At 62.9% G+C, this 12,928-nt stretch carries 11 protein-coding genes; 2 read left to right on the top strand and 9 right to left on the bottom strand.

The features are described 5' to 3' along the window. Positions 1-76 precede the first annotated feature (76 nt). The 3 genes from hutU to hutC form a co-directional block, all read right to left on the bottom strand. Positions 77-1,750 (bottom strand): urocanate hydratase, encoded by a 1,674-nt coding sequence (gene hutU, locus CAG34_RS02375; RefSeq protein ID WP_085587771.1) that lies wholly within the window; start codon positions 1,748-1,750, stop codon positions 77-79. 256 nt (positions 1,751-2,006) lie between these two features. Continuing rightward, positions 2,007-2,579: a HutD family protein gene (locus tag CAG34_RS02370; RefSeq protein ID WP_085587769.1), complete on the bottom strand. Its 573-nt coding sequence runs from the start codon at positions 2,577-2,579 to the stop codon at positions 2,007-2,009. Continuing rightward, positions 2,576-3,286 carry a histidine utilization repressor gene (hutC, locus tag CAG34_RS02365; protein ID WP_178080859.1) on the bottom strand — a complete coding sequence of 237 codons (711 nt, stop codon included), beginning with the start codon at positions 3,284-3,286 and terminating at the stop codon, positions 2,576-2,578. The genes CAG34_RS02370 and hutC overlap by 4 nt, the downstream gene beginning before the upstream one ends. Before the next feature lie 145 nt (positions 3,287-3,431). On the opposite strand from hutC, the gene CAG34_RS02360 reads away from it, so the two are divergent. Further along, positions 3,432-4,796 carry a formimidoylglutamate deiminase gene (locus CAG34_RS02360; RefSeq protein ID WP_085587765.1) on the top strand — a complete coding sequence of 455 codons (1,365 nt, stop codon included), beginning with the start codon at positions 3,432-3,434 and terminating at the stop codon, positions 4,794-4,796. Positions 4,797-4,912: 116 nt separating this feature from the next. On the opposite strand, the gene CAG34_RS02355 is transcribed toward CAG34_RS02360, so the two are convergent. The 5 genes from CAG34_RS02355 to CAG34_RS02335 all read right to left on the bottom strand — a co-directional run bounded on the left by CAG34_RS02355 (position 4,913) and on the right by CAG34_RS02335 (position 10,272). After that, complete coding sequence (locus CAG34_RS02355; RefSeq protein WP_025340931.1) at positions 4,913-5,485, bottom strand: lipocalin family protein; 573 nt, start codon at positions 5,483-5,485, stop codon at positions 4,913-4,915. Continuing rightward, positions 5,482-5,736: an outer membrane protein assembly factor BamE gene (gene bamE / locus CAG34_RS02350; protein WP_003249234.1), complete on the bottom strand. Its 255-nt coding sequence runs from the start codon at positions 5,734-5,736 to the stop codon at positions 5,482-5,484. The genes CAG34_RS02355 and bamE overlap by 4 nt, the downstream gene beginning before the upstream one ends. 225 nt (positions 5,737-5,961) lie before the next feature. Next, positions 5,962-6,558, bottom strand: a complete 597-nt coding sequence (locus CAG34_RS02345) for a DUF924 family protein (RefSeq protein ID WP_085587764.1) — start codon at positions 6,556-6,558, stop codon at positions 5,962-5,964. Positions 6,559-6,561: 3 nt separating this feature from the next. Further along, positions 6,562-7,572, bottom strand: coding sequence for a class 1 fructose-bisphosphatase (locus CAG34_RS02340; RefSeq protein ID WP_025340932.1), 1,011 nt, complete (start codon positions 7,570-7,572; stop codon positions 6,562-6,564). Positions 7,573-7,821: 249 nt separating this feature from the next. Then, a complete protein-coding gene (locus tag CAG34_RS02335) occupies positions 7,822-10,272 on the bottom strand; it encodes a glycogen/starch/alpha-glucan phosphorylase (protein ID WP_025340933.1) in 2,451 nt (816 codons plus the stop codon). Positions 10,273-10,457: 185 nt separating this feature from the next. On the opposite strand from CAG34_RS02335, the gene CAG34_RS02330 reads away from it, so the two are divergent. Beyond that, positions 10,458-10,862, top strand: coding sequence for a YkgJ family cysteine cluster protein (locus tag CAG34_RS02330; protein WP_003259873.1), 405 nt, complete (start codon positions 10,458-10,460; stop codon positions 10,860-10,862). Between the two features lie 200 nt (positions 10,863-11,062). On the opposite strand, the gene typA is transcribed toward CAG34_RS02330, so the two are convergent. Then, positions 11,063-12,883, bottom strand: a complete 1,821-nt coding sequence (typA, locus tag CAG34_RS02325) for a translational GTPase TypA (protein WP_003259874.1) — start codon at positions 12,881-12,883, stop codon at positions 11,063-11,065. Between the last annotated feature and the right edge of the window lie 45 nt (positions 12,884-12,928).

Here is a 12,928-nt window from a genome sequence, read left to right as displayed (position 1 = left end):
CCGTTTGTGAGTGCCTGCGTGCTCCTTCTTGTTGTTCAGTATCACCCCTTGTGGGGTGCGATCCAAAGCGTGGCGATCAGCCAGTGATCATCGGCAGGTCCAGGCCCTGCTCCTTGGCGCACTCGATGGCGATGTCGTAACCGGCATCGGCATGACGCATCACACCGGTCCCTGGGTCGTTGGTCAGCACGCGAGCGATACGCTCGGCGGCTTCATCGGTACCGTCGCAGACGATGACCATGCCAGAGTGCTGGGAGAAGCCCATGCCCACGCCACCACCGTGGTGCAGCGAAACCCAGGTAGCACCGCCGGCGGTGTTCAGCAGGGCGTTGAGCAGCGGCCAGTCGGAGACAGCGTCGGAACCGTCGCGCATGGCTTCGGTTTCACGGTTGGGGCTGGACACCGAACCGGAGTCCAGGTGGTCACGGCCGATCACGATCGGTGCCGACAGCTCGCCGCTGCGTACCATTTCGTTGAACGCCAGGCCCAGCTTGGCGCGCAGGCCCAGGCCAACCCAGCAGATACGTGCCGGCAGGCCCTGGAAGCTGATGCGCTCGCGAGCCATGTCCAGCCAGCGGTGCAGGTGGGCGTCGTCGGGGATCAGTTCCTTGACCTTGGCGTCGGTCTTGTAGATGTCTTCGGCATCACCGGACAGCGCCGCCCAGCGGAACGGGCCGATGCCACGGCAGAACAGCGGGCGGATGTAGGCCGGCACGAAGCCCGGGAAGTCGAAGGCATTGGCCACGCCTTCTTCCTTGGCCATCTGGCGGATGTTGTTGCCATAGTCGAAGGTCGGAACACCCTGCTTCTGGAAATCGAGCATGGCTTGCACGTGCATGGCCATCGACTGCTTGGCGGCCTTGACCACTGCAGCCGGCTCGGTCTGCGCGCGGTCGCGGTACTGTTCCCAGGTCCAGCCGGCTGGCAGGTAACCGTTCAGCGGGTCGTGGGCGCTGGTCTGGTCGGTGACCATGTCCGGGCGCACGCCACGCTTGACCAGCTCTGGCAGGATTTCAGCAGCGTTGCCGTGCAGGGCGATGGAGATGGCCTTGCCTTCGGCGGTGTACTTGGCAATGCGTGCCAGAGCGTCGTCGAGGTCAGTGGCCTGCTCGTCGACGTAGCGGGTTTCCAGGCGGAAGTCGATGCGGCTTTGCTGGCATTCGATGTTCAGCGAGCAGGCACCGGCCAGGGTGGCGGCCAGTGGCTGGGCGCCGCCCATGCCGCCCAGGCCGGCAGTGAGTACCCACTTGCCTTTCAGGCTGCCGCCGTAATGCTGGCGACCGGCTTCGACGAAGGTTTCGTAGGTGCCCTGGACGATGCCCTGGCTGCCGATGTAGATCCAGCTGCCGGCGGTCATCTGGCCGTACATTGCCAGGCCCTTGGCGTCCAGTTCGTTGAAGTGTTCCCAGTTGGCCCAGTGCGGCACCAGGTTGGAGTTGGCGATCAGTACGCGCGGGGCGTTGCTGTGGGTCTTGAACACGCCGACCGGCTTGCCCGACTGCACCAGCAGGGTTTCGTCGTCTTCCAGGCGGGTCAGGGTCTCGACGATCTTGTCGTAGCACGCCCAGTTACGGGCAGCGCGGCCGATACCGCCGTACACCACCAGTTCTTTCGGGTTTTCCGCGACCTGTGGATCGAGGTTGTTCATCAGCATGCGCAGTGGCGCTTCGGTCAGCCAGCTTTTGGCAGTCAGCTTGTTGCCACGTGGGGCACGGATTTCAACGTCACGGTATTTGTTGTTGTCGGTCACGGGAAAGGTCCTCTGCGGTCGTCCGCGGGCGGGTATGTCGTGGTAGATATACAAACACACCTTTACTTGTATGTACAAGCATGGACAACCAAAATAATTGGACTTTTCCGCTGAATGGCAAAAGAAATGGGGCCGCTGCGCGGCCCTTCGCGGGCTTGCCCGCTCCCACAGAGAGCTCCACTGCCTTCAAGGCGTGCGCTGTACATGTGGGAGCGGGCAAGCCCGCGAAGGGCTGCGCAGCAGCCCCCCGGCTATCTCAACGTGAAACGAGTTCGATCAGGCAGAACCGCCCCTGCACATCCAACCCCAGCAACTGGTCATTGCCCTCCAGCCGCAGGCAGTCATACAACCCCAACCGCTGCGTCTCGCACCCGGCAATACCCACCTCGACCTGGCTGCTGGCAGCGAACAGCAACACCGTCGACGCCGAACTGTACAAGCGGCTGGTGCCATCGAACCACTGCAACCGCGCCCGGTAGCGCTGCGGTGCGTAGATCAGGTTGAAATCGCGGATCGCCCCGCCCAGCAGCTTGCAGCTGACCTGGCTCTCGCCGCTGAAGGCGAAAGCATCGAACGGCAGCAACGGCCTGCTGGCCTGGCCGTCGACCAGCAGGCGCATGCCGTCACCTTGCAACACGGTGATGATCCGCTGGTAGCCGGCGAAGGTGGAAAACCCGCCGGACTCCTCGATATCGGCAATCGACAAGCGCCAGCCAAAGCCGTCCAGGCCTTCGCCACTGTCGCGGGTAATCTCTTCGGTGAAACCGCCACCGTTCTTCCACGGCATGCGCGGGTAGCCCTGCGCACGCAACAACTGCAGCTGACTCATTTACTGAAACGTCCTTCCAGGCGATGACGGGAACCGGGGTGGATCAGCCTCGCGGCGGTCACCGGCTGGCGGCCGGACCAGGTGCGACGGCGGATCAGCAGGCAGGGCTCGCCCCGCTCGATCTGCAACAGGCGGCATTCTTCCGGCTCGGCCAGGATTGCCTCGACCACGTGCTCACCCCCGGTCAGCGGCGCCACCTGCGACAGGTAGGCGTAAGGCGTCTGCCGGGTGAAGTCCTGCTTGAGGTAGTCGGGGGCAATCGCCGCATTGACGTAGCGGTCCTCGATCTGCACCGGCACGCCGTTCTCGAAATGCACGATCAGCGAGTGGAACACCCGCTGGCCTTCGCGCATGTCCAGGGCCAGGGCCCGCTCGGAACCGGCCGTTTCCTCGGTGAGGGTGATCACCTGGCAGCTATGCTGGTGGCCACGCGCGGCAATTTCGTCGGCGATGTTGTTGACCTCGAACAGCGCCGAACGCCCCTTGGGCTCGGCCACGAAGGTACCGACCCCTTGCATGCGCACCAGCAGGCCTTCGGCGGTAAGTTCGCGCAGGGCGCGGTTGATGGTCATGCGGCTGAAGCCCAGCTCGCTGACCAGTTCGCTCTCCGAGGGTACTCGGTGATGCGGTGGCCAGCTGCCGTTGTCGATCTGCTGGATGATCATCTGTTTGACCCGGGCGTACAGCGGAGCCGGGCCCTCGCCCATCTGGGCAACCAGCGCGGAGACAGGTGGTGTCGGCACGGCGTTGGATCCTTGTGCAAATGGAATGAGCGGTAGCTTGCCGCAGTTTACCCGGCAGGCAAACGCCTGTATATGTATATACAAGTTAACAATAACAGGATTTTCACCGATGTCCGCCTACTTCGCCGAACGCGCCCTGCTGCCCACGGGCTGGGCCAGCCATGTCCGCATCGAGGTCACCAGTGATGGCCATGTGGCCCGCATCGAACCGGGTGCCTCGGCCGAAGGCGCCGAGCGGCTGGCCGGCCCGCTGCTGCCCGGCATGCCCAACCTGCACTCGCATGCCTTCCAGCGCGCCATGGCAGGGCTGGCGGAAGTCGCCGGCAACCCCAACGACAGTTTCTGGACCTGGCGCGACCTGATGTATCGCCTGGTCGGCCAGATCAGCCCGGAGCAGCTGCAGGTCATCGCCCGTCAGCTGTACATCGAGATGCTCAAGGCCGGCTACACCTCGGTCGCCGAGTTCCACTACGTGCACCATGACCAGGCCGGCAAGGCCTACGCCGACCCGGCCGAACTGTCCCGCCGCATCAGCGCGGCTGCAGCCGACAGCGGCATTGGCCTGACCTTGCTGCCGGTGCTGTACAGCCACGCAGGCTTCGGCGGCCAAGCCCCGAATGACGGGCAACGGCGCTTCATCAACTCCACCGAACATTACCTGCAACTGCAAGCGCAGCTGGCCCCGCTGCTGGCCGCGCAACCCGCGCAGCAACTGGGCTTGTGCTTCCATTCGCTGCGCGCGGTGACGCCCGGGCAGATCGCCGAAGTGCTGGCAGCCAGCGACAAGCAGTGCCCGGTGCATATCCATATCGCCGAGCAGCAGAAGGAAGTCGACGACTGCCTGGCCTGGAGCGGCCTGCGCCCGCTGCAGTGGCTGTACGAGCACGTGGACGTGGACCCACGCTGGTGCCTGGTGCATGCCACCCATGCCGAGCCGGATGAAGTCACCGCCATGGCCCGCAGTGGCGCGGTAGCCGGGCTGTGCCTGACCACCGAGGCCAACCTGGGCGACGGGATTTTCCCGGCAGTGGACTATCTGGCGCAGGGTGGGCGCATGGGCATTGGTTCGGACAGCCATGTGTCGCTGAGCGTGGTGGAGGAACTGCGCTGGTTGGAATATGGCCAGCGGCTGCGCGACCAGCGGCGTAACCGCCTGTATCGCGGCGACCAGCCGATGGTCGGGCGCACGCTGTATGACGCTGCGCTGGCGGGCGGTGCGCAGGCGCTGGGGCAGGCGGTCGGGGAACTGGCCGTGGGCAAGCGCGCCGACTGGCTGGTGCTCGATGGGCAGGACCCTTACATCGCCATGGCCGATGGGGATGCGATTCTCAACCGCTGGCTGTTTGCCGGGGGCGATCGCCAGGTGCGGGATGTGATGGTGAATGGGCAGTGGGTGGTGCGCCAGGGGCGGCATGCGCAGGAAGAGCAAAGCGCGCTGGCGTTTGCCGAGGTGTTGCGACAGCTGTTGGGGTGAGTTTATTGGGGCGGCTTTGCGGCCCATCGCGACACAAGGCCGCTCCTACAGGAATGTGCGTTCCCCTGTAGGAGCGGCCTTGTGTCGCGATGGGCTGCAAAGCAGCCCCCAGAAATTCAGTGCCTCTTGACGATCTGCTGGTCCGACGCCCGCCAGATCAGCCGATTGGTGTCATACCCCTGCTGCCGGGCCTTGGACATCAGGTTCTCGCGCTCCCAGGCCGGTAGCGTCGGCGTACGCGACAGGATCCACAAGTGCTTGCGGTCCGGGCTGCCGACCACCGCCGTGCGGTAGCGATCATCTACATACAGAATCCAGTACTCGCCCCTCGCCACCCCTGGCACCAGCTTGGTGAACCAGTTGTCGAACTCGACCCACAATTTGTCGGTATGCCCCGGCTCCTGGATGTTCGCATGCCCTTCGGCGCGCAGCCATTCGTCACCCATGGTGCGGCAGCGGTTGAGCACGCCGAGGCTACCATCGAGCCGGAGGTTGTAGTGCGCTTCGGACTGCTCGCAGCCGGTCTGGTAGCGCATCGGCAGGCGCGCCAGCTCGTACCACTTGCCCTGGTAGCGCTTGAGGTCGATGTTGCCCGCGGTTTTCGGCGCCAGCGGGTCATGCACGGAGCCGGCACAACCGCCCAGCAGCAGCGCCAGGCATACCCCCATCAGCAGATACAGGTGCCTCATTTGAGACCCTGCCCTGAATACATGAGCACCTTGTCAGCCGCATATTGCACACTGATGAAGCTCTTCTCGTCCCCCCAGGTGCAGCTGCTCATCCCCAGCGCACCAGAGCACTCGGTCGGCGTGCCGAGCAGCTGCTCGACCTCGGCCTTGTTCATACCGGCCTTGATCTTGGAATAGTTTTCCTGGTTGATCTTGCTGCAGGCAGTCAGGACGACGCACAGCGACAACAGGGCGAGGGAACGCAACGACATGAAGGACACTCCTGGAGAGGGGATACAGGCGAGTGGCCTGCAGTGACCTTCGACGGTAAAAACCCTCCCAGGTTCCCTGACCTCCCTCCTCTACCCCTACGCCATTGGTCGGATGGCCACTACTGTGCGATTAATCACAAAGAATTACCCCGCCCAAACAAAAAGGCCGCCCCGTGCAGGAGGCGGCCTTGCGTCGCGACGGCCTGCGCAGCAGGCCACGAAACCTCAGAACCTGGACCCAGGCTCCAGCAAAAAGTCCATCTCTTCGCTGGTACTCGGCCGCTCCAGCACCAGGTTGCGGTGCGGGAAGCGCCCGAAACGGGCAATTACCCGCTGGTGCTGCTCGGCGTAGTCGAGGAAGCCTTCGAACAACCGGCGGTTGGCTTCGGGCTGCTCGTCCAGCAGCACCTGGTAGCGCTCGACGCACAGGTTCTGCCAGTCCAGCACCTCGGCATGCTCCAGCACCAGCAGCACGAACACCCGCTGGATCGGCAGCAGCTGGTAATCCCAGTTCTTCTGCAAACCCTGCATCGCCACCACCTGGGCACGCCGGTCGCCCTCGAAGGCACGCGGCGTGTCGCGATGGATCATGCGCGGCAGCTGGTCCAGCAGGATCAGCAGGCCCAGCCAGCCCTGCGGGCTTTGCTGCCACTCGTCGAGCCCACCCGCCAGGGCATGCTCGACCAGCTCGCCAAACAGCGCATGGGCCTCGGCATCATGATGCTTGCCGAACCACAGCGTGCTCTTCTCGTCAGCCACGGCCTGGGGACTGGTGCCCCAACCGAACCACCACTCCAGCAACGGCTGCCAAGGTGCGAGCATGACTTACTCCTTGTGGTAGGCGGTGACGCGCTCGACCTCTTCCTTCGAGCCGAGGATTACCGACACACGCTGGTGCAGGCTTTCTGGCTGAATGTCGAGGATGCGATCGTAACCGTTGGTGGAGGCGCCGCCGGCCTGTTCGATGATGAAGGACATCGGGTTGGCTTCGTACATCAGGCGCAGTTTGCCCGGCTTGCTCGGCTCGCGGGCGTCACGTGGGTACATGAACAGGCCGCCACGGGTCAGGATGCGGTGTACGTCGGCCACCATCGAGGCGATCCAGCGCATGTTGTAGTTCTTCTTCAGCGGGCCGGTCTCGCCTGCCAGCAATTCGCCCACGTAGCGCTGAACCGGGGCTTCCCAGTGGCGCTGGTTGGACATGTTGATGGCGAACTCTGCGGTGCTTTCCGGCACGCGGATGTTTTCGTGGGTGAGGACGAAGCTGCCCAGTTCGCGGTCCAGGGTGAAGCCCTTGACGCCGTTGCCCAGGGTCAGGATCAGCATGGTCTGCGGGCCGTAGATGGCGTAACCGGCGGCGACCTGCTGGGTGCCTGGCTGCAGGAAGGCATTTTCGTTCAGGGTTTCGTTCTGGCTCAGGTATTCGTTAGGGCAACGCAGTACCGAGAAGATGGTGCCGACCGAAACGTTGACGTCGATGTTGGACGAGCCGTCCAGCGGGTCGAAGACCAGCAGGTAGGCGCCTTTCGGGTACTTGCCCGGGATCTGGTAGGCGTTGTCCATTTCTTCGGAAGCCATGCCGGCCAGGTGGCCGCCCCACTCGTTGGCTTCAAGCAGGATATCGTTGGAAATCACGTCCAGTTTCTTCTGGACTTCGCCCTGCACGTTTTCAGTGCCCATGCTGCCCAGCACACCACCAAGGGCGCCTTTGGACACGTGATGGCTGATTTCCTTGCACGCACGCGCCACCACTTCGATCAGGAAGCGCAGATCGGCAGGGGTATTGTTGCTGCGGGTCTGCTCAATCAGATAGCGACTCAGGGTAACGCGGGACATGTATGGCTCCGAAAGGATTGGGGGATAAAAACCCCCGCAGTTTACAGGGAGAGTTGCGGGCTAGCGAGCAAAGAGACTCGACTTCGGCCCCTGAAGTTCAGCAAGCACCAAGCCGATGGTCGGTTGGGGCTGCTGTGCAGCCCATCGCCGGCAAGCCAGCTCCCACAGGGACTGCACATGGCTCGAGGTCGACGCGGTCGAGGTGGGAGCTGGCTTGCCGGCGATGGGCCGCACAGCGGCCCCTTTTCCTCAATCCAGCGCCTTCCAGATCTCGCTGGCATATTCCCGAATGGTCCGGTCCGAGGAGAACCAGCCCATCCGCGCGGTATTCAGCACCGCCATGCGCCACCATTCCTGCGGCGTGTGCCACAGCTCCTCGACCCTTCGCTGGGCATCCCAGTAGGCATCGAAATCGGCACACACCAGGAAGCGGTCATGAGCCACCAGCCCGTCGATCAGCGCGCTGTAGCGCGACGGGTCGTCCGGCGAGAACACCCCGCTGCGAACAGCCTGCAACACGTCGTTCAGGCGGCTGGACGCGGCAATCGCCGCACTGGCGCCAAAGTCCCCGTCGCGCCGCCTGGCCTCCACCTGCTGCGCGGTAAGGCCGAAGATGAACATGTTTTCGGTACCCACCTGCTCGCTCATCTCGACGTTGGCACCATCCAGGGTGCCGATGGTCAGCGCACCGTTCAGGCCGAACTTCATGTTGCTGGTACCGGAGGCTTCGTAACCGGCGGTGGAAATCTGCTCGGAAAGGTCCGCCGCCGGGATGATGCTTTCAGCCAGGCTGACGTTGTAGTTGGGCAGGAATACCACCTTCAGCAGGCCACGCACGGTCGGGTCGTTGTTCACCACCCGGGCGATGTCGTTGGCCAGCTTGATGATCAGCTTGGCCTGGTGATAGCTGGCCGCGGCCTTGCCGGCGAAAATCTTCACCCGCGGCACCCAGTCGGTACCGGGGTCATTGCGCATGGCCTGGTACAGCGCCACGGTGTGCAGCAGGTTGAGCAACTGGCGCTTGTATTCGTGAATGCGCTTGACCTGCACATCGAACAACGCCTCGGGGTTCACCGTAACGCCCAGGCGGTCCTGGATGATGCTGGCCAGGGCACGCTTGCTGTGCAGGCGCTGCGCGGCGAACTGCTTGCGGAAGCCGCTCTTGTCGGCGAACGGCACCAGATTGACCAGGCGCCCTTCCGGATCGTCCAGCAACTCAGGGCCCAGCGCCTCGACCAGCATGGCGGTCAGCTGCGGGTTGGACTGGTACAGCCAGCGGCGGAAGGTAATGCCGTTGGTCTTGTTGTTGATCCGTTGCGGGTAGAGCTTGTGCAGCTCGGAGAACACCGTGCTTTTCATCAGCTTGCTGTGCAGCGCCGACACACCGTTGACGCTGTGCGAACCGAGGAACGCCAGGTTGCCCATGCGCACCCGGCGGCCGTTGTCTTCTTCGATCAGCGACACGGCCCGCAGCACATCGAAGTCGTGCAGGCCTTTCGCCCGTAGCGCGTCGATGTGGTAGGCGTTGATCAGGTAGATGATCTGCATGTGCCGCGGCAGCATGCGTTCCATCAGCGCCACCGGCCAGGTTTCCAGGGCTTCGGGCAGCAAGGTGTGGTTGGTGTAGGCCAGAGTGCCGACGGTCAGCTCCCAGGCGGTATCCCAAGGGATTTCATGCTGGTCGACCAGCAGGCGCATCAGCTCGGCCACGGCGATCGACGGGTGGGTGTCGTTGAGCTGGATGGCCGCCGCATCCGGCAGGTTGAGCAGGTTGTCGTGCATGTTCAGGTGGCGGCGCAGCAGGTCCTGCAACGAAGCCGAGACGAAGAAGTACTCCTGGCGCAGGCGCAGCTCCTGGCCCGCCTCGGTGCTATCGGCCGGGTACAGCACCCGCGAAATGCTTTCGGCCCGCGCCACCTCGGCTACCGCACCCAGGTGGTCACCGGCATTGAAGCGTTCCAGGTGCAGCTCTTCCAGCGCCCGCGCACGCCACAGGCGCAGGGTATTCACGCTGGCCCCGCGCCAACCGACTACCGGGGTGTCATAGGCCACCGCTCGCACGGTCTCGCCCGGCCACCACACCTGGCGCTGCTGGCCGTGGGTGTCGTGCACCGTTTCGACGCTCCCGCCAAAGCTGATCGGGTAGATCACCTCCGCGCGCTCGAACTCCCAGGGGTTGCCGAAGTCCAGCCAGTTCTCGGTCTGCTCCTGCTGCCAGCCATCAACCATGGCCTGGCGAAACAGCCCGTGCTCGTAGCGGATGCCATAACCGTGAGCAGCGATGCCCAGGGTCGACATGCTCTCCATGAAGCACGCCGCCAGGCGGCCCAGGCCACCGTTGCCCAGCGCGGCATCGGGCTCGAGCAGGCGGATGCGCTCCAGGTCCACGTCCAGCCCTTCCAGTGCATCGCGGGCAATGTCGAGCAGGCCCAGGTTGCTCAGGCTGTCGTACAGCAAGCGGCCGATGAGGAATTCGAGGGAAAGGTAATAGACCCGCTTCTGGCTGCGGCGATAAGCCTGGCGGGTGTGGTCCATCCAGTGATCGACCATGTGATCGCGCGCGGCCAGTGCAATGGCTTCGAACCAGTCGTGGTCGAAAGCGTGCTCCGGGTCCTTGCCGACCGCATAGGTCAGCTTGTCCAGTACAGCGGCGCGAAATTCGGCCACCTCGGCGTCACGAGCTTTGGGTTCCTGGGACATGCGGCATCCTCGGGCAAGTTGACGAAAGCGGAGGGAGACTGTTGAGCCTAGACCCTTCGACAGGGAGTGACAGTTAGCGTTCGCAGTTTTCATGCCCACTCTGCGATTCCGGCAAAAGGTTGTTCATAAATTGAACAATTCCGGTATGATCGCGCGCCCCAAGACCGTGATACACCCCCATAACGATGAAAACGACCCTGATCGCCGCGGCCGAAGTCGACCGCCTGGAGACCTGGCAGCGCTATACCAGCAACATGTGCCATGGCTGCCATTCGACCTGCTGCACCCTGCCGGTGGAGGTGAAGATCAAGGATCTGATCCGTATCGGCGTGGTCGACGAGTTCGAGAAAGACGAACCGCCGAAGAACATCGCCAAGCGCCTGCAGAAGGACGGCATCATCGAACGCTTCAACCAGAAGTCGGGGATCTTCACCCTGACCCGGATGAGCAATGATGACTGCCTGTACCTGGATCGTAAAAGCCGGCTGTGCACCATTTATGACAAGCGGCCGGATACCTGCCGCAACCACCCCAAGGTCGGGCCGCGGCCGGGGTATTGTGCGTACAAGCCCAAGGTGGTCGGGCGCTGATCCTGCTTTGCATTTGAGATCCTGGGGCTACTTTGCAGCCCTTTCGCGACACAAGGCCGCTCCTACAGGAGATCGCGGTCCCTTGTAGGAGCGGCCTTGTGTCGCGATAGGACGCAAAGCGGCCCCAAAATCTGCAGGCAAACAAAAACGCCCCCGGCCTTTCGACCGGGGGCGTTTTTGTTTCAGCTCAAGCTAGACGATCAAGCCTTGGCTTTCTTGGCAGCGCGGGTACGCTCGCCTTCGTCCAGGATCTTCTTGCGCAGGCGGATCGACTTCGGAGTCACCTCGCACAGCTCGTCGTCCTGGATGAATTCCAGGGCCTGTTCCAGGGTGTGGCGAACCGGCGGTACCAGGGCGATGACTTCGTCTTTGCCCGAAGCACGCATGTTGTCGAGCTTCTTGCCCTTGGTCGGGTTCACGCCCAGGTCGTTGTCACGGCTGTTCAGGCCGATGATCTGACCGTTGTAGATGTCCTGGCCGTGCTCGATGAACAGCTTGCCGCGAGCCTGCAGGGTTTCCAGCGAGTAGGTCAGCGCCTTGCCGGTCTCGATCGAAACCAGTACACCGTTCAGGCGACCGGACATCTGGCCGGCTTTCATGGTGTCGTAGCGATCGAAGATCGAGGTCAGGATGCCGGCACCGTTGGTCAGGGTCAGGAACTGGTTACGGAAACCGATCAGACCACGAGCAGGTACGTTGTACTCCAGACGTACACGGCCCTTGCCATCCGGCGCCATGTTGGTCAGGTCGCCCTTACGCAGGCCCATTTCTTCCATGACCTTGCCCTGGGATTCTTCAGGGATGTCGATGGTGACGTTCTCGAACGGCTCCTGCTTCACGCCGTTGACTTCGCGGATGATCACTTCAGGGCGGCCTACAGCCATCTCGAAGCCTTCACGACGCATGGTTTCGATCAGAACCGACAGGTGCAGCTCACCACGGCCGGAAACCTTGAACTTGTCAGCCGAGTCGCCTTCTTCAACGCGCAGTGCAACGTTGTACAGCAGCTCTTTGTCCAGACGTTCCTTGATGTTACGGCTGGTGACGAACTTGCCTTCCTTGCCGCAGAACGGCGAGTCGTTGACCTGGAAGGTCATCGAAACGGTCGGCTCGTCAACGGTCAGTGGCTTCATCGCCTCGACGTTGTTCATGTCGCACAGGGTGTCGGAGATGAACAGCTCGTCGAAACCGCTGATGCAGACGATGTCGCCAGCCTGGGCTTCTTCAACGTCGACGCGGTGCAGGCCGTGGTGGCCCATCAGCTTGAGGATACGGCCGTTACGCTTCTTGCCTTCGGTGTCGATGGCAACAACCGGGGTGTTCGGCTTGATACGACCACGGGCGATACGGCCAACGCCGATAACACCGAGGAAGCTGTTGTAGTCCAGAGCGGAGATCTGCATCTGGAACGGGCCATCGACGTCAACGTTCGGCGCCGGTACGTTGTCGACGATCGACTGGTACAGCGGGGTCATGTCTTCAGCCATGTCGGTGTGGTCCAGACCGGCGATGCCGTTCAGGGCCGAGGCGTAGACAACCTGGAAGTCCAGCTGGTCGTCGGTGGCACCGAGGTTGTCGAACAGGTCGAAGATCTGGTCCAGAACCCAGTCAGGACGCGCGCCCGGGCGGTCAACCTTGTTGATCACGACGATCGGCTTCAGGCCAGCTTCGAAAGCCTTCTTGGTCACGAAGCGGGTTTGCGGCATCGGGCCGTCCTGGGCATCGACCAGCAGCAGCACGGAGTCGACCATCGACATTACACGCTCAACCTCGCCACCGAAGTCGGCGTGGCCGGGGGTGTCGACGATGTTGATGTGGTAGCCGTTCCAGTTGATGGCGGTGTTTTTCGCCAGAATGGTAATGCCGCGCTCTTTTTCCTGGTCGTTGGAGTCCATCACGCGCTCGTCGTTGAGCTCGTTACGCTCCAGGGTGCCGGACTGGCGCAGGAGTTTGTCGACCAGGGTGGTTTTACCATGGTCAACGTGGGCGATGATGGCGATGTTACGCAGATTTTCGATCACAACTGTATCTCGATCAGAGGATTCGGTTGCCGCCAGTGTAGGCGG

This window comes from Pseudomonas sp. B14(2017), assembly GCF_002113255.1.
GTDB classification, from domain to species: domain Bacteria; phylum Pseudomonadota; class Gammaproteobacteria; order Pseudomonadales; family Pseudomonadaceae; genus Aquipseudomonas; species Aquipseudomonas putida_Z.
This window is presented reverse-complemented; position numbering and strand designations above follow the sequence as displayed.